Origin of the sequence: Amycolatopsis sp. NBC_01307 (genome assembly GCF_035975215.1) — a bacterium.
Lineage (GTDB): Bacteria > Actinomycetota > Actinomycetes > Mycobacteriales > Pseudonocardiaceae > Amycolatopsis.
Genome location: NZ_CP108403.1, coordinates 10,202,372 through 10,219,577, shown reverse-complemented (window position 1 = coordinate 10,219,577; position 17,206 = coordinate 10,202,372). Strand labels below are relative to the sequence as shown.

Below are 17,206 nucleotides of genomic sequence, written 5' to 3'. Positions count from 1 at the left end.
GGATGCTGTCAATGTACACAGCCTTGGCCAAGGGAGTCGTCCGCACGTCCACCGCAGCCGGTCGCGCAATGGCGGAGCGGATAGGCAGCGCGCAGCTGGCGGCCGACGGTCGCAGACAGTCGGTGGGCGCCTACGACCATCGCGGTCTCTACCAGGGATCACGTGCTCCCGCGGTGTTGACCGCGGATGAGTTCCCCCTCGGCCGTTTCGTGTCGGTAAAGGGCCGCCGGGGCGCCGCGGTCGGCCTGCCAGAGACACAGCTGCGCCTGCACGCCTGCGTCGTCGGCCCGTCCGGCGCCGGCAAGACCAGGTCGGTCATCGTGCCTTGGGTGGTCGCCGCGTTGCGCTGCGGCTACAGCGTGGTGTGCGTCGATGTAAAGGGCGATCTCCTGGGGGCCGTCGGGGCGGAAGTCCGGGCGCAGGGCAGCCCGCTGGGCGTGCGGGCTCGCAAGATCGACTACACCGATCCCGCCCGCTCGGCGCGGTGGAACTGGCTCGAGGGCATCGACTCCGACCGCGCGGTGGACAGCGCAGTCCAGTCCATCATCGGCAAGCAGCCGCCTCCGAAAGGCGACCCGTACTTCTTCCACCTGGACGGTCAGGTCCTCCGCGGCCTCCTCGAACTCGCCCACGGATCGCCCAACCGGCACAAGTGGACTGCGAGCAGGCTTCTCGACCTGCTGCGTGACCAAGCGCTGCTCGAGCATCTTCTCCAGCGCTACCCGAACAACCCGGGCACGGCGCGCCTCCGCGATCTGCCCTACCTGCCACCCGACGAGTTTGCCAAGCGAGTGACCGGGGTCGCCGTCCGGCTCGACGCCCTGGCGCGGCCATCGGTCGAGAGTGTGACCACGAACAGCACCATCAAGACACCGGACATCCTCACCGAGCGGCAACTGGTGTCCGTGGTCGCGCCCATGCAGGACGGCCAGATGGCGCAGAGCTTGTCCAGCCTGTTCATCAACGACTTGCTGTTCCGGGCGTACAACCGCTTCACCGGTTACCAGGGGCCACCGGTACTGCTGGTGTTGGACGAAGCGGCGCAGCTTGCCGACCGTGTCGACTACAAGAACCTGCTCAGCGTGACCCGGTCGGCCGGGGTGGGCGTCGTCATCGCCCTACAGGACGTCGCCCAGTTCAGCGACCCGGCCGAGCGCTCGGTCGCGCTCGCCAACTGTGACGTCTATGTGTCCTTCGGCGGAGTGTCCCAGGAGTCGGCTCGCTTCCTGTCGGAGCGGCTCGGCAAGCACGCGGTCGACACGACGACGGTGGCCCGGACGGCGGAGGGGTTCGGCTACCGGACGAGTACTTCGACGAGCCAGCTGACTGTTCCGATCCTCGGCGAACGCGAGATCATGAACATCCCCTTCGGCGAGCGCCCAGCCATCGTGCACGCCCGGTCGACGGCCCCGATGCCGTTCTTCGTCGACTTCGCCAGGCCATGACACGCGCGAGGGACACGGGCGATCGCCTCCGCGACGATCGAAGTTTCCGCGAGCGCGCGAAGCTCCTCCGCGCCGAGGAGCGCGCTTACGGCGGGCACACCTTCGGCCGCCACGTCGACGTGGGGCCGGCATACACGTGGGCCCGTGTGCAGCGCGAACTCGTCGATCGCACAACCGGCCTTTCGCACTTCCGTTCCGACGCCACCCGCTGGACCAGCGAGGTCTACCTCGCTCGCGCGGTCGACGGCATCGAGCGCTCGACAGAGTACCGTCGCAGCATGGCCGCATCGGAAACGGAGCTGCGGCGCGGCCAGCCTCCGCCAACCGTGCGGCCGCTAGTCCGCGTTCCGCTGCGTCAGGCCATCGGCGCGGACTGGTCCAGAGCTGTAGCTGGCCACACGGCCGACCCCGCAGGCATCCGCATGACCCGATTCGGCCCGAGGGCGGCGGTCGTCGCCGTCTACCGGGCCCGCCCAGGTGGCGGCTGGTACCTACACACTTGCTACCCCACCCCGTGAGGCGGAGCCACCATGCCGATGAGCACCCCATTCGAGAACTTCCTGACCGCATTCTGCGCAGCAGACGAAGATTTGGACGCCGCCACCCAAACGCTACGGCAGTACCCGGACAGCGCAGTGGCCCGGCAAATCCGCACGGAAATTGACACGGTGATCCGCGACCACCTTTTGACACCGTCCGACGCCCGGCGCCTGATGGCCCGGACGTTCCGGACCTCCGCGGAAGCGGCCGAGTGGCTCGCTGCCCGCCGCTCGGAGTGGTTCAGAACCTGACCGTCATCAAGGACAACGGCACCGACCGATCGTGGGAGCGACTCACCGAGCACCTGGATCAGAGTCTGGCCGGACCCGATCTTGCCGCCCAGTCTTAAGTAGCTGCAGAGCGTGCGTCTCGGCAAGGAGCGACCAGCAGCGGCTGACATAGCTCGCCAGTGCGGGTTCCGGGTGCACGGCGCCCTCGACTTGATCTGCTCGACTGGCTCCAAGCCCAGAATCATGTGCAGATCGCACATTTGTTCGAAACGAACGCGGGCAACCCTCTCACCAATTTCACTGGGGCAGAGCAGGGGCAACCCCCTGTTTCAACTGCACTGAACAACACATAGTTGCCAGCAACGACGGTCAAGCGCATCATTTCATCAGGCGATTCTCTATCGTCGCAGGTCAGGACCATGATCGGCCCACACTGGCAGTGAGGGGGTCAGGGGTTCGAGTCCCCTTAGCTCCACTTTCTTATAGAACCCCTTCGTTTCAGCTGTTGTGGCTGGTCGGAGGGTTTTCTGCGTTTCGGGTTCGATCTTCGGTGATCGACCTCGCGGCGTGATCTTGTGCTCCTGGTGGGGCAGAACTGGAGCACCACCCCCTCGATACGGCGTCGGCGCGGTGTTCCTGCTGCTCCCGGGCCCGACCGGCGGGTGACCCCATCGTGACGAAGAGGGGACAACCGGCGCCCGTCTCCCACCGTCGACCACACTCGGTGACGGTGTCGGGGCGCCGTGTGCCAGCGGCGCTCGAGATCGTCGAGCAGCCGCTGCCCGACCTCCTGAGCGACGTGGGGGTAAGTCTCGACGACCCGGTTGTCCAAGTGATGCCCGAGCCGGCGGGCCTGGGCGATCTCCGGTGCACCACCCGCGATCAGCCACGTCTTGTGACTGTGCCGCAGCCCGTGGAACGTCGACCCGGGCCGCGCAGCCCGCCTTCATCACGGACGCGTCGCTGCCGTCGATCGCCGGGTGGAAACCCGCCGCAGGAACGTCGAGCGCCACAACCACGTCCCGCTCGGCGCGGGGAACACGAACCCACGCCGGTGCCTCGCGAGGTGCTCGCGCAGCAACGCGGCCAAGAACGGCGGCCACGCGATCGGCCCACCGAGCAGACCGGCCTGATCGGCGATCCGCACCACCTGCTCCGCAGCCGATCGGCCGTCATCCAGGATGCGCGGACTGCGGCGACGGGTCCGAAGACACGCCCATGCCGACGAGCGGACGTCCATCCGTTGTGTTGTCCCGCCCGCTGGATGTCATCGTCTTGCGGATCGCAGACGGGCGGATCGCGGTACGAGGTCAACCGCAGGACCATCGCCAGGGCCGCCCTGCAGGAGGTGCCTCTCAGCGACCCGGTGGAGGACCGTCCTCGACGACCACTTTCTCGGCGCTTCGCTTGGCGAACGCCGCCCACAGGCTGAAGCCCACGACGCCCACCGCGACCGCCAGCCAGAGCCAGACGAACGGCTCCCTCAGGGGGAACCGCACCAGTACGAAAACGATCATCGCGACCCCGACGACCGCGCCGAACACGGCGGAGGGCTTGGACGGCTTGATCCGGTACACGAGCATCACTCCCCAGACAGCAATTTCGTGGCCCTCGACTACCCCCTGAACGATCTACCGAAACTTCACCGGCTTCCTCGATTGGAGCCGGTTCGACGTCGCCGTACGCCAGTCCCGTAACGGCGGCACGGGGTGGCTTCGGGTCGATCGCACCCTGTCGAGGTTCGAGCGGATGGTCCTGGTCGTGGGGTGGTCGGGTCCCCAACACCCGCTGGCTGTCGGCAAGGGTCGCCTCGAACAGCGGGATCATCCGCCAGGTGGTGGGCAGCAGCCAGGTTGTTCCGCAAGCTCAGCTCACACCGGTTCCACAAACGCACCGGACTCGCCTCAAATCGTGAACACACCAGGTCGGCCAACGAATGCAGCTCGAACAGCCCCGATAGCGAAGATTAGGGTTTCGTGTAGGGGTTTCCCTGATGAGCGACCACTGTCTTCCTCCTAACCTTCGACAAGTGCGGCCGCGGTGGTACCCGAAATCGTGGCCAGCCGGCCGGAAGTCGAATGATTCAGGAGGAAAAATGGCTCAGGAAACGACTTCTTTCGAAGAGTACGACAAGAAGGCCTACGAGTCGCAGGTTGCCGCCCTGCGGTTGAACGGGTCGGCTGTCGTCACCAACCTCAAGAACATGAAGCGGACGTTCATCAGTGTCAGCCTCGAAGGATCGAACGTCGCCGCCAGCATCGACGGCAAGCTGATCTACGACAAGGACGACAAACGAGGGTACTTCTGCGACCAGATCGACGTCGAACTCTCCATCGGCTCGCCGTACAAGATCGGCATCGACAGCCCGCAGACGACCATGGGCAGCGAATCGACGAGCACCAGTTCGCAGTGGCAGCTCGACGTCAACGCGGGAACGTTCGGGCCGGTGCCGACCACGGGCGTCAGCGGCGGCATCGTCATCGGCAGCTCGTTCAGCAAGGGCCTGCAGGACTGGAAGGTCGTCAACACCTCGACCAACGACGTCATCCGGCACAGCTACCGGATGGCCGCATCCGAGCGCGCGGCCTACGAACAGCCCTCCGACCTCGTGGACCAGACGGCGGGCGGCCAGCTCCAGGGCTGCCCGCTCTTCCACGTACCGGACATCTCGGTGGCCAACATGCCGCTGCTGACCACGGGCATCTTCGTGAGCGACCGGCTCCAGGATCGTTCGCGCGTCAACCTGCAGGTGAAGGTCACCGGACACTTCGTCCGCGTCGAGAAGACCTTCGAGTTCTTCGTGGTCGACATCGAAACCCTCCGCAAGCCGTGGACCTGGCAGTACTCGGTCCCGGTCACCATCCCCGCGGCCGACTGACCTGTATTTCAGCACCACGCCTTGAACGGAGGGGAATCATGCCCGAGGAAGTTCCGACGTCCGAACTCCAGCGAATGCCAAGAGACATGTTCAACGAGATGGCCAGATACCTGTCCCCAGCCGACCTTTCGAGTCTGCTGACGACGTCATCGGACATGAACAAGAAGGTCGGCGCGTACATCGACAAGATCCTCCTGTCCGGCGACATCGTGCGGTCCAGCGGGATCCCGGTGGATCGCACGGAATCATGGCGCAAGATCGTCTCGTTCCTCGATCGGGGTGACTACCTGCGCAACCCGGGGCAGGACCCGAAGACCTCGATCCTCGACGTCCTGAAGAACCAGGAAAACCACGACCAGGCCGAAAAGTTCACCCAGTACATCGTGATCTGCACGTACGGGCTGGAGCGGGAGGCGAACCAGTTCAAGGCGTACGCACTGGACGCCCTGGAAAGGGTCAACTACACCTTCACCTGGTTCGAGGACGGCAAGTACCTCCGCACCGGGGACAAGGACGAAAACGGAGAAGGAGTCATCTTCTCGCGCCCGGAGGGTGAGACGATCCTGGACATGGCGCGGCGATGGCGGGTCATATCCGGAGTGCTGGCACCCCTCCCGGGAGAAGCGCCCGATCAGCGACACCGGTAGGCCGGTCTCCAGGGTCAACCGGCGGCGAAGTGGGTGACGAGCTGGGTCCGCGAGCGGACACCGAGTTTGCGAAACGTCCTGCTCAGGTGAGCCTCGACGGTCTTCTCGCTGACGAACAGACGCTCGGCGATCTCACGGTTGGTCAACGCGTCCGCGGCCAACCGCGCGACCCGGCGTTCGGACGGCGTCAACCCGCGCACGCCGTTGATGCGAAGCTTGGGCGGCCGGCCGCCACCTCGCGCCAGCCCGGCTTTCAACCGCTCGGCCAGTTCGAGGGCGTGACACTCCACGGCCAGCTCGGCGGCACGCCGGACAGTGGCCCGAGCGGTGCCTCGATCACCGCCCCGCAGCTGCAGGTCGCCGAGATCCGAGAGGGTCCTGGCCAGCTCCAGCCGGCCAGGACCCTCTCGCAACAGGTCTGCTGCTTCAGCGAGATTCCGCAGTGCCTCGGCGGGGGCGGCGAGCTGGGCCGCGGCGCGCAGGGCGATCGCGATGTGCCTGGGAACAGCGAAATCACGGGCCAGCCGCAGTTGCTCGGCGACGAATGCTCCGGCTTCTTGCCGGTTGCCTGCGAGCAGATGGGCTCTCGCGGCCGCCAACCGCCACGGCACGTCCCAGATCAGGCTCATACCCCAACGTTCGTACCACTGTCCGCACAGCAGCGCGTCGGCGAGTGCGGCGGCGTGGTCGCCTTCGCTCAGATGCAGCCGGATTCTGGCCTCCAGCAACCACATGAGGGTGGACGCGTGCGGTTGCCGCCCACCCGCGAGCTCGCCGCTTTCCAAGATCTGCCGCGCTTCCGGCAGCCGGCCCTCCTCCATTCGCAAGTGGACCGCGGTGGCGTCCAGCAACGGCAACCCGACGTTCGGCCGGGGTGTCGCCGCGGTGCCGAGTTCGACGTGTTCGACGGCCTCCGCCAGATCACCACGCGCCCAGGCGATCCGGCTCAAGTAGCCTCGGATGATGCCCATCGGCAACAGCAGCCCGCGCTCGACGGCGGTGTCCAGCGCTCGTTGCATGCGCCGTTCGGCTTCGTCCAGCTGATCGGCCACCAACAGGGTGTGCACCGCCGCCCAGAGGGCGCACCGCTCGGGGGTGAGCGCGTCACCGGCGAGCGCCGAGCGTGCGAGCCGCAGCGCTTCGGCGACCGGGCGACCGGCGAAGATCGCCTCGATCGACCGCTGCGAGTCCGGTATCGCGCCTGGGCGGCCGCTTCGCTGTTCCAAGGACTCCAGGTGCCGCAGCAGCAGGGTGCGGCCGGCCGGATCGGCCCTGGCCATGCCGACCAGTTCGCCCTCGACCTCCAGCTCGAGGTCCGGGGCATCGGCACCGGCCAGATCGTCGAGCGCTTGGACCAGCAACGGGATGGCCGTGTGCGGGTCACCACTGGCGTTGCGGAACCGGGCGAGGCTGTAAGCGCACAAGGCCCGCTGCCTGCGGTCATCGGTGAGCGTGAGCGCTTCCCGCAGGTGGGTTTCGGCGTCGGTGACGGCCAGGTGGTGGGCCCGGCAGTTGCCCAGCTGCCGGCTGATCTCCGCCCGCAGTGCCGGTGCCGGCGGTTCGGCGCGCGCCCTCTCCAGGAACACGGCCGCGTCCTCCGGCGACCCGTGCTGGAACGCCTGCCTGGCCGCCGCGGCCAGCAGTGTGACGCGGTCGTGCACGCCGCGCGGGGCAGTGCGCAGCAGGTGCGAGGCGATCTGGACCAGTGGTCTTCCCGCTCGCTGCAACACCGCCGCCGCCCGTTCGTGTTCCGCGCCGCGGTCGTCCGCCGGGATCAGCGAGAGCGCGACATCGCCCACGACGGCATGCACGAAGGCAGGAGGGTCGAAACGCTCGAATATCCCCAACCGAGTGAGCTTCTGCGCGGCCGCCACGGTTCCGGACCCAGGCAGGCCGGCTTGTTCGGCCACGACAGCGACGGGCGTGTCGTCACCGAGCACGGCGACCGCCCGCGCCACAGCTTGGACCTCCGGTGTTTGGCGGCGCAACCGGCCGGCGACGTACCAGCGGATCGCGTCCGGGCCCGAATCCGCGACGGAGGCGGCGTTGGCCGCCTCCGGCCGTACGCCGTCGGCGGCCAGCACTCGCAACAGTTCCCGGACGAACAGCGGGTTCCCGGCGGTGACGGCGTGACAGGCGACGCAGAACTCGTCGTGCGCGTCCCCGCCCAGCTCCCGCCGCACCAGTTCGGCGACCGCGACGCCGCTCAGGTTCTTGGGGCGCAGCAACGTCAGTTCCCCGGCGGCGAGGATGTCGTCGATCAACTCGTCGGCGCCGGGTTCCGCGGGCCGGATCGCGATGATCACCAGGGCCCGGGCCGAGTCGAGCCGGCGCGCCAGGAAACCCAGGAACTGCAAGGACGGCAGATCGGCCCACTGCGCGTCGTCCACCAGCACGACCAACGGCGCCCGCTCCGCCAGGTTGACCAACAGCCAGTACAACCCGTTCAGCAACGGGTAGAGCGAGCCGGGCGCGTCCTCCTGGCCGGTCTCTCCGAACAGGCGCTCGGTGGCTTTGGCCGCACCCGTGAACACTTCGTCCCGCGCGGCCCGCTCCCTCGGCAGAACCGGCTCGAAGAGCTGCCGCACCACGCCGAAACCGAACTGGCGTTCCAGCTCCGCACCGCGCGCCCCCATCACCGCGCACCTCTGACCGGCCGCGAGCCTGCGCACCTCCCGCAGCAGTGTGGTCTTGCCCAGCCCCGGGCCCGCTTCCACCACCGCCAGACCACCCCGGCCGGCCGCCAATTCGGCCAACGACCGCTTGAGGTCGCGCAGCTCTCCGTCCCGCTCCACGAGCCGCGTCACCAGACGTTCACACTCCTGTGTCCGACACCCTGAGATCAAGAACTTCGTCGAGCCGGAAGTGTTGTCAGCATAACGACTCGCCACAGGGCTGATCCACGTCGAACACTCTGCTCCGTGTGGCGCAGGAGTGGGCGCGGATCGAGGAGTTCGGGGCGGCCACCCTATCTCCGATTCGCGCAGGCCACAGCAGTCGTGCTACCGGACGCAGAACGGCGGCGGCGCACAGACAGAACTGTCCTGGGAGGGCCGAGATGATCTCGGCCGTCCCAGGACAGTTCGGTACGAGGGGTCAGATCTTGCCCGCGGCGACGTCGGCGAGGGTGACGCGGAAGGACTTGTAGTTCACCACGTAGTGCTTGGACGATTCCGCCGAGGTGACCTCCTCACGGATCGGCAGGCCGTTGTCGGCGTTGATGATGAGGACGTCCGCACTGCCGCCCAGGATGGCGGGAGGCGCGGTGAGGGTCAGCGCGGCCTGGCCGTCGACGTCGGTCTTGCCGACGATCATGTCCGGGATGGTCGCGTACAGCTTCAGCACGCCCGCGCGGACCTCCGCATCGGCGGCGTTGGCGAACAGCGCGTGCTGGGTGTTGCTCCACAGGTGGTTGTTGATGAGGTTTTCCAGCTCCTGGCCCGTCGGACGCGGCCGGGGAGCGGGAACCGGCTTGCCGATCTTGCGGAACACCTCCGCGGTCTCCGCTTGGGCGGCCGCCCAGGCCTTGTCGGCCTCGGCGGGGCTCAGGCCGATTCCCAGGGCGTTGCCGGCCGCGGTGATCATCGCGATCCTGGCCTTGTCCACGTCGCCGTTCGCGGCGAGACGGGCCGCCGCCATCACCTTCCCGTCGTACGGCGTAGCCGGCTCGGCGTCGCCCTTGGCGACCGCGTCCGCCAGGGTCTTCGCCGAGTCGCCCGTGAACTGCCGGCCCTTGTCGGTGTAGAGGGTGTAGTAGAGGTCCGGCTTGCCGTCCAGCCCGAACTTCGTGTTGATGATCAGCGACGCGTCTCCTGGCCGCGTGCCGGCCGCCCGGACCGCGGAGGCCAGCTTCACCAGCGGCGCCTCGACCGCCTGCGGGGCGGCGCCGGACGGGCCGGCCGGGACGCTGCCGCCTGACGTACCCATCACCACAGCCGCCGCGACGGCTGCCGCGCCCACGGCGGCGACGCCGACCTTGGGCCAGGAGAACCAGTGCTTCGGCCGCACGACCGTGGCCACGGGTTCCTCCATCGCCGTCCGCAGTGCCGCGCGGGCACGGTCATAGGCCTCGGGACCGGGGGACGGCACGTCACGCAGATTCTTCATGAGATCCATTTCATCCATGGGCTGTCTTTCACGTTGTCGGGACTTGCAGCAGCGCGATCACTTCGGGGGCTTCACGCAACGCCTTGCGTGCCTGGTGCAACAGGCGGCGGGCCGTGCCGGCCGGGATGTCGAGCACCCGCCCGGCCTCGGCGACGGTCAGGTCCTCCCAGGCGACCAGGCCCAGCACTTCCCGCTCTTCCGGTTTGAGCCGAGCCAGTGCCCTGCTCAGCAGGGCCTGCGTGTCCACGCGGGCATCCACCGCCGGCCAGGGATCCCAGTCACCCGCCACGCCGGTCAGGTCCGACGCCGGCTCCTCGGCCGGCGCGGACCGCCAGTGCCGGCGCAGCCTGTTCAGCGCGACGCCGTACAACCAGGGCCTGGCTTCGGGATACGAACGGTCGTAGTTCGCACGGGACTCGTAAGCCGCCACCCACACATCGCCGAGCACGTCCTCGGCGGCCTGCCGCCCCACTCTGCGCGCCAGATAGTTCCCGAGCGCGGTCTCGTGCCGGCTGATCACTTCCACGAAGGCATCGGTGTCCCCGCGCAGCGACCTGCCGATCAGTTCCGCGTCTGACGACATGAAGCTCCTCGGGTTTCGCTTCGCCCTGACACCCCGTCTTTGCCAACGCGCGCCCAAAGCGTTCAGGTCAGGTCACCCCACTGGGGCACAGCGAGCGAGTCCCGAGGCGGAGTCCAGCGGGTCACGCCCGCCTCAGCGCCGACTCCGGCGCCGGCGGCACGGTGTCCGGTGCTGGTCACGTCCGGGGGTCCGCATCGGCTGTGGGCGGCCTACCTGTCAAACCCATTGTCCAGAACGTGCAGAATGCACTACTGCGCCGGCGGCTGTTCAGACAGGATCAGGGGCAATCGAAATCGTCGGAGGATGCCTGATGACCGCACCGCACGCTGGTCGTGGAACGCCGCCCGATGATGACTTCGGGCACCTGGTCAGCCGGCGTCCCGCTCTTGTGGAGCAACCGGGTGGACCTGACGAGCTGGCCGCGCTCATCGTCGGCTCTGCCGCTCTCGGGCGGACGGTCGTCGCTCGGGGCGAGGGGCACTCGACCTTCGGGCAGGCGCAGTCCGCGGGAGGCGTGCTGGCGGACCTGCGGTCGCTGGCCGGGGTCCTTGAGGTCGGCGCCGACCGGGTTACCGTGTTGGCCGGTACTCGCTGGTCGGCTCTTCTCGAGGCGACGCTCGCGGCCGGCCTGACGCCGCCCGTGCTTCCCAACTACCTTGAACTTTCGGTCGGTGGCACGCTCGTGGCGGGCGGCTTCGGCGGGACGGCTCACCAGCACGGCCCGCTGACCGACTCGGTGCTGGAACTCGACGTCGTCACCGGTGACGGCCAGGTGCACACCTGCCACCGCGGCGACGAGCTGTTCGCCGCGACCCTCGGTGGCCTGGGGTTGTCCGGCGTGATCACGCGCGCGGTGCTGCGGCTGGTGCCGGCGCCCGAGCGCGTCCGGCGGCACCTGGTGGCGGTGCCGGACGCCGCGACCCTCATCGCGGCGCAGCGGGACCTGATCGGGAGCACGCAGTGGCCCTACGTCGAAGGCATGGTGCAGGCCCGCGCGGAGGGCAGCGGGTTCCTGCTCGACGTCGCCGCCTTCTACGACGCGGCCACGCCGCCTGACGACGCGAAAGCGCTGGGCGAGCTGGGCTTCGACCCGGCGGACGCGACCACGACGGACCTGACCTACTCGGAGTTCCTGCACCGCATGGCGGCCGGCGAGGCGACGTTCCGGGCTTCGGGAGACTGGTTCCACCCGCACCCGGGGCTCAACCTGCTGCTGCCCGACGAGGTGGCGGCCGAGTTCGTCGCCGAGGTCGCCGCCGAGCTGACCCCGGACCACATCGGGCCGAGCGGCGTCGTCCTGCTCTACCCCGTCAAGACCACCGACGCGCCGCTGCCGCGGATGCCGCGGGGGGCGACGGCGTTCTTCTTCGCCCTGCTCCGGACCGCGCCGCCGGACCCGGTCGCCGCGGAAGCGCTCGTCACCGCCAACGAAAAGCTGTACCACCGCGCCCGGTCGCTCGGCGCCGTGCAGTACCCCGTCGGCTCCGTCCCGATGCGCCCGGCCGACTGGATCGTCCACTTCGGACAGGCCTGGCCACTGGTGGAGTCGGCGAAGCAGCGCTACGACCCGGGCAACGTCCTCGGCAGCGGCCAGGGTGTCTTCACCGGCGAAGAAGCGGAGTGACCACAACGGGGCGTCGCTGACGCGAAGTGACCGCAATCCAGGAGCAGCCTGCTCCCGCGCCGTCGTGTGACCCTTACGGGCATGGCGGTTTCCCCCAGTATTGCGCGCGCTCCCGTGGTGGATCCGGTGCGCCGGCCGGTCGGTCCCGTCGTCGTGCGCGACCTGCGCGACGGCGTGGTGCCCGACGCCTGCGTCGTGTGGCCGGACGATCCGTACTACGACGTCTGCGTCGACACGGCCAAGGCCAAGTACCTGGCCGTCTACGGCGCCGTCATCGACCCGCACCCCGACTTCTTCGTCGCGGCTCGTGACGTCGTCCGTCCCTCGGCCGAACCCCTCGGCGTCGCCGGGATCACCTCGGCCGGCGGCCGGACGCTGCTTTCCGAGCAGTACCTCGACTGTCCGGCGCAGGACGCCTGCGCGCGGCTCAGCGCCGAAGTCCCGCCACGCGAACGCGTGTGCGAGCTCGGCCCGCTCGTGTCGAACGCGCGCGGGTGCGGGCTGTTCCTGATGCGCACCGTGCCCGAGATCGTGCGCTCGCTCGGCTTCGACTACCTCGTCGCCACGCTGACCGAACAGCTGCACGGTGTCGCCCACCGCGCCGGCTGGCGGTTCACCACGCTCGCGAACGCCTGCCCCTCGGACCTGCACGACACGGACCGAGAGCGCTGGGGCACCTACTACTCGACCCGGCCCCGCACCGGGATCCTGCTGTGCGCTTCGCACGGCACCGCGAAAGGAGCAGCTTGATGCGCTGGTTGAGGCAGGTCGACCTGGACGCCGCGGACGCGGTGGCGGTCGAGGAGCTCGCCGCCGACGGCACGGTCACGACCTACACCTACGGTGCGGTCTTCGGGGCGGCCGTCCGGCTGGCGGAGGCGCTCGACCTCCGCGCCCGCGGCCGGGGTGACGACGACAGCACCGTCGGCATCCTCACCGGCAACGGTGTCGCGGCCGTGATCGCCGACATCGCCTGCCAGCTCACGACGGTCAGTTCGGTCCCGATCCCGCTCGCGTTCGCCCGCGAGCAGGCGCGCCACCTGCTGCGCACGGCGATCACCGTGCTGGTCGACGAGCAGGGGACGCGGCAGCTGGAAGCGTGGGGCGGGGCCGCGGATCTGCTGCCGCAGAAATGCGAGATCGTCCCGGTGGCCGCCGAGGCCGATACCACGGCACTGGCGGACGCCTGCGAGCGCATCGCCCTGGCGGAAACGTTTTCCGAGGAGGCGATCTGCAAGATCGTGCACACCTCGGGGACGACGTCGACGCCCAAGGGCGTCATGCTCCGCCGCGGCGCGGTCGACGACCTGCTCGATTCGGTCCGCTCCCGAGTCGGCGTCGAGGCCTGGCAGCGGTACGTCTCGGTGGTGCCGATGAGCTTGCTCGTCGAGCAGGTTTTCGCCGTGTACCTGACCTTCCTGGCCGGCGGCACGGTGGTGTTCCTGTCCGAGGACGTCAAGCCCCTCGGCACGGCGGGATCCGATGTGGAGCGGGTCCGCGAGCTGCTCCCGCGCGTCCGCCCGACCGTCTCACTGGTGCCACCGTCCCTGGTGGAGTCCCTGGCCCAGAAGGTGGACCGCACCGGGGAAGCCGGTACACGCGCGCTTTCCCTTTCGTTGTACGGCCGGGAAGACCCGATGCTGCTCTTCAGCGGCGGCGCGCCGGTCTCCGACACGGTCCTGCGGGCGATGTGGGATCGCGGGCTGCCCGTGTACGTCGCCTACGGCCTCAGCGAAAACGGTTCCGTCGCGACGCTGAACGCACCCGGCCAGGTGAAGCTGGGCACGGTCGGCCGGCCGCTGAACCACTGCCAGGCCCTGGTCGGCGAGTCGGGCGAGCTGCTCATCAAGAGCACGTCCCAGCTGTCGGGCTACCTCGGTTCGAGCGACCCGAGCGCCCTGCCGCTGGACGACGACGGGTGGCTGCACACCGGCGACATCGCGCTGCTCGACAACGACGGGTACGTGACGATCACCGGCCGCCTGAAGAACGTCATCATCACCTCGAACGGCCGCAACGTCAGCCCGGAATGGGTGGAGGCGCAGTACAAGAGCCGGCCGGCCATCGAGTCGGCGGTCGTGTTCGGGGACAACCTCGAACGCCTGGTCGCGGTGTTCGTGCTCGCGCCCGGCGCGGCGCCCGGGGAAGCGCTTTCGCAGGTCCGGGAGGTGAACGCGGAGATCCTCTCCGAGATCGAGCAGGTCGCCAAAGCTGCCTTCGTCACCGGCGACGAGCTGTTCCACGCCGAGTTCTTCACCGTCACGGGACGTCCCCGCCGGACGGACATCTGGACCGCGGTGCAGGGGCACCGCTTCAACATGGTGGAGGTGTGAGCATGTCCGAGTTCGCCGAGTTCACCTTGGCCGACCACATCGACGGCCACGGCCTCGTGGTCGAGAGCGGCGCCCGCGACCCGTTGACCGCGGTCGACGGCGTCGAGCTGCTGACCGCGCTGTCCGAGCACGGCTACGCGGTCCTGCGCGGCTTCGACACCGCGCCGGAGTCGTTCTCCGGGCTCGTCGAACGGGTCTCCTCGCGGATCACCCTGGACCCGGCGCGCCGGTTCGCCGGCGGCAGCGTGGCCCAGAAGATCGAGGCTGGGCTGGTGCCGCAGGGCCTGCACGTCGAAAACGGGGCCACGCCGTGGGTGCCCGACCTGGTCTGGTTCTACTGCGAGCGGCCGGCGAAGATCGGTTCGCAGACCACGATCTGCGACGGCGCCCGCACCTGGGACCGGCTGTCGCCGCGGACCCAGGAGCGGTTCCTGGAACAGCGGATCTCGTTCGCCCGGCCGATGCCGGCGGACAAGTGGAAGAACCTGGTGTTCCGCCTGCTCGACGGCGCGAAGACCGCCGAACAGATCACGTTCGACGACCTGCTCGCGGTCACCGACGACGACGTCGACGTCAAGTACCTGCTCCGGGCGGACGGCTCGGTGCACTACACGTACTTCACCCACGCCGCCCACACCACGATGTTCGGTCAGGGCCCCGTCTTCGCCAACAGCATCCTCACCCCGTCGGTCAACTACGAGCCGCCGGTGATCGAGTTCGAGGACGGCACCCCGCTCGACGCCATGCTCATGCGCGAGATCATCGAAGCGACCGCGCTGGAGACCGACGAGATCGACTGGTACGCCGGCGATGTCGCGATCGTCGACAACAGCCGGGTGATGCACGGCCGGCGCAAGATCCGCGACGAGAACCGTTCGCTGTTCAACGCGCAGAGCTACGTCAAGCCCGAACTCCTCGCCGAGGCCCGGTCCCGGCTCTCCTGATCGGAGGCGCGATGGAAACCCAGTACGACGCGATCGGCCAATCCTACGAACGGCTGAAGAAGCAGATGCCGCTGGCCCGTTTCCCCGAGGGCGCGACCTTCCACCGGCTGGCCACCCGGCCCGCGGGCGCGGCGGCGGCCGAGGTCCTCGACCTCGCCTGCGGCACCGGCTGGTACAGCCGCGCGCTGGCCCACGGCGGCGCGCGGGCCGTGCACGGCGTCGACATCTCCCAGGAGATGGTCGCCTCGGCCCGGCGCACCGAGGACGCCGAACCGCGCGGCATCGAGTTCAGCGTCGGCGACGCGCGCTCGGCCGGTGTGCTCGGCGAGTTCGACGTCGTCACCGCCGTATGGCTGCTGTGCTACGCCGAAACGCAGGCCGACCTGACGGCCATGGCCGCCACGGCGTACTCAAACCTCCGCGACGGGGGCGAGTACGTCGGGATCGAGATGAACCCGGCCTTCGACTGGAGCCGCGAGCCGGCGACGAAGTACGGCCTCACCCACCGGGTGCTGGAGGAGTTCGACGACGGCAAGCGGCTGGAGGTCACCGCGCACGTCGAGCCGGAGATCTCGTTCAAGGCCGTCTTCTGGTCGGCGAGCCCGATCGTGCGCGCGTTCCTCGACGCCGGCTTCCGGTCCGTGGAGTTCACCGCACCCGACCTCCCGGAAGCGGCGGTCGCCGAGTTCGGCGCCGGCTTCTGGGCGGAGTTCCTGGCCAACCCGACGATTCTGGGCCTGCGCGCCCGGAAGTGAGGAGGTCACCGTGCCCGCCGGACTCGAACCATTGCTGGAGTCGCTCGGCCGCGCACAGCGGAAGGGCTTCGAGTACAAGGGGTTCGTCGCCAACCACGCGCCGATGGGCGCCGAGGTGTTGTCCACAATGGACGTCGGCGAGGAGCTCGTCGGCTGGACCGACACGTACCTGACCTGGGTGGACGATCCCGAACCCGCGAAGCAGCGGATCGACGGCGATCCGGTTTCCCTCGCCTGCGCGCTCGGCGACATCGAGCGGTCGACGGACTGGATCGAGTTCTTCACCCGCGAGCTGGCCGAAGCGCACTGGCGTGACGTCGTCGACGCGTGGTGGCCGCGGCTGCTGCGCGGCATATCCGCGGCCGGCACCCACGGGTTCCTGCGCACCGCCCACGCGGTCCGCGCGATGAACGAGCACGGCAGCGAACACCCGTTGCTGCTCGACGAGATCGCGCACGGCCTCGGCTACTGGGCGGCGCGCTACCAGGAGCTGCCGGGTGTCTACGCGCAGGCCCGGCCGCTGCGCACGGCCCCGGGCGCGCTCGAAACGATCCCGTGGCTCCCCGCGACGGCCAAGTCCCGGCGTGAGGGCATCCCGGGCCGGCTCGACCTGCTGCGGGACGACCGCGAGTTCGCCGCCGGCGTGGAAAGCTTCCGCCCGACGGTGTCGTGGCCGGACCAGATCGGCCGGTTGACGCAGATCGGCGCCCGCGCGTTCGCCGCGCACCACAACACGCCGATCCCGTTCGTCCACCTGGTGACCGCGCCGTCGGCGTTGCGGATGCTGAGCAAGGACCTGACCGCCGAGGCCCTGGAGTCGACGGCCTGGCACCTGTGGCAGTTCTTCGCCGGGATCTTCGCCGGGTTCGGTGCGCTGACGCCGGAACCGGCGGCGGTGCCGGTGGAACCGGCGCCGTCGATCGACGCGCTCCGCACGGCCGCCGTCGAGCACGGTGACGAGCACGTCATCAAGTTCACCGACGCCTGTCTCACGGAGTTCACCATTTCCGGTGACGACATCTTCCTGCGTGCGGCATCTCTCGCGCCGGCCCGCTTCGGTGCGCTGCACTGTAAACCACGCTGATCGGCGCCGGCCGGTGCCGAACCACGGAAAGAGGTC

General features: G+C 69.0%; 15 protein-coding genes. 10 read left to right on the top strand and 5 right to left on the bottom strand.

What is annotated here, in order from left to right:
• Positions 1-2: 2 nt before the first annotated feature.
• Positions 3-1,445 (top strand): type IV secretory system conjugative DNA transfer family protein, encoded by a 1,443-nt coding sequence (locus OG439_RS46165; protein ID WP_326951794.1) that lies wholly within the window; start codon positions 3-5, stop codon positions 1,443-1,445.
• Positions 1,446-1,975: 530 nt separating this feature from the next.
• Positions 1,976-2,236: a hypothetical protein gene (locus OG439_RS46160; protein WP_326946645.1), complete on the top strand. Its 261-nt coding sequence runs from the start codon at positions 1,976-1,978 to the stop codon at positions 2,234-2,236.
• Between the two features lie 928 nt (positions 2,237-3,164).
• Here the strand turns inward: OG439_RS46160 and OG439_RS46155 are convergent.
• Together OG439_RS46155 and OG439_RS46150 are read right to left on the bottom strand one after the other, a co-directional pair.
• Positions 3,165-3,362 (bottom strand): hypothetical protein, encoded by a 198-nt coding sequence (locus OG439_RS46155; RefSeq protein ID WP_326946644.1) that lies wholly within the window; start codon positions 3,360-3,362, stop codon positions 3,165-3,167.
• Between the two features lie 208 nt (positions 3,363-3,570).
• Complete coding sequence (locus OG439_RS46150; protein WP_326946643.1) at positions 3,571-3,798, bottom strand: hypothetical protein; 228 nt, start codon at positions 3,796-3,798, stop codon at positions 3,571-3,573.
• Between the two features lie 512 nt (positions 3,799-4,310).
• Between OG439_RS46150 and OG439_RS46145 the strand changes: the two genes are divergently transcribed.
• Both OG439_RS46145 and OG439_RS46140 read left to right on the top strand, forming a co-directional pair.
• On the top strand, positions 4,311-5,093 hold the full coding sequence (locus OG439_RS46145) for a hypothetical protein (RefSeq protein ID WP_326946642.1): 783 nt from the start codon (positions 4,311-4,313) through the stop codon (positions 5,091-5,093).
• A 38-nt stretch (positions 5,094-5,131) separates the two neighbouring features.
• Entirely contained in the window at positions 5,132-5,740 is a 609-nt protein-coding gene (locus tag OG439_RS46140) for a hypothetical protein (RefSeq protein ID WP_326946641.1), read from the top strand.
• 14 nt (positions 5,741-5,754) lie between these two features.
• Here the strand turns inward: OG439_RS46140 and OG439_RS46135 are convergent, their stop codons facing one another.
• From OG439_RS46135 to OG439_RS46125, 3 genes are all read right to left on the bottom strand, one after another.
• Positions 5,755-8,547, bottom strand: coding sequence for a helix-turn-helix transcriptional regulator (locus tag OG439_RS46135; protein ID WP_326946640.1), 2,793 nt, complete (start codon positions 8,545-8,547; stop codon positions 5,755-5,757).
• 289 nt (positions 8,548-8,836) lie between these two features.
• Positions 8,837-9,847 carry a hypothetical protein gene (locus OG439_RS46130; protein WP_326946639.1) on the bottom strand — a complete coding sequence of 337 codons (1,011 nt, stop codon included), beginning with the start codon at positions 9,845-9,847 and terminating at the stop codon, positions 8,837-8,839.
• Between the two features lie 28 nt (positions 9,848-9,875).
• Positions 9,876-10,430 (bottom strand): RNA polymerase sigma factor, encoded by a 555-nt coding sequence (locus OG439_RS46125; protein WP_326946638.1) that lies wholly within the window; start codon positions 10,428-10,430, stop codon positions 9,876-9,878.
• Between the two features lie 310 nt (positions 10,431-10,740).
• On the opposite strand from OG439_RS46125, the gene OG439_RS46120 reads away from it, so the two are divergent.
• The 6 genes from OG439_RS46120 (at position 10,741) to OG439_RS46095 (ending at position 17,170) form a co-directional block, all read left to right on the top strand.
• Positions 10,741-12,054 carry an FAD-binding protein gene (locus OG439_RS46120; RefSeq protein ID WP_326946637.1) on the top strand — a complete coding sequence of 438 codons (1,314 nt, stop codon included), beginning with the start codon at positions 10,741-10,743 and terminating at the stop codon, positions 12,052-12,054.
• 81 nt (positions 12,055-12,135) lie between these two features.
• The gene (locus OG439_RS46115) at positions 12,136-12,804 is read left to right on the top strand and encodes a thermostable hemolysin (protein WP_326946636.1); all 669 of its coding nucleotides are present in this window, start codon (positions 12,136-12,138) and stop codon (positions 12,802-12,804) included.
• Positions 12,804-14,387 (top strand): AMP-binding protein, encoded by a 1,584-nt coding sequence (locus OG439_RS46110; protein ID WP_326946635.1) that lies wholly within the window; start codon positions 12,804-12,806, stop codon positions 14,385-14,387. Before OG439_RS46115 ends, OG439_RS46110 begins: the two co-directional genes overlap by 1 nt.
• Before the next feature lie 2 nt (positions 14,388-14,389).
• Positions 14,390-15,331, top strand: a complete 942-nt coding sequence (locus tag OG439_RS46105) for a TauD/TfdA family dioxygenase (RefSeq protein ID WP_326946634.1) — start codon at positions 14,390-14,392, stop codon at positions 15,329-15,331.
• 11 nt (positions 15,332-15,342) lie between these two features.
• Positions 15,343-16,086, top strand: a complete 744-nt coding sequence (locus OG439_RS46100) for a class I SAM-dependent methyltransferase (protein ID WP_326946633.1) — start codon at positions 15,343-15,345, stop codon at positions 16,084-16,086.
• Positions 16,087-16,096: 10 nt separating this feature from the next.
• Entirely contained in the window at positions 16,097-17,170 is a 1,074-nt protein-coding gene (locus OG439_RS46095; protein ID WP_326946632.1) for a hypothetical protein, read from the top strand.
• Positions 17,171-17,206 lie beyond the last annotated feature (36 nt).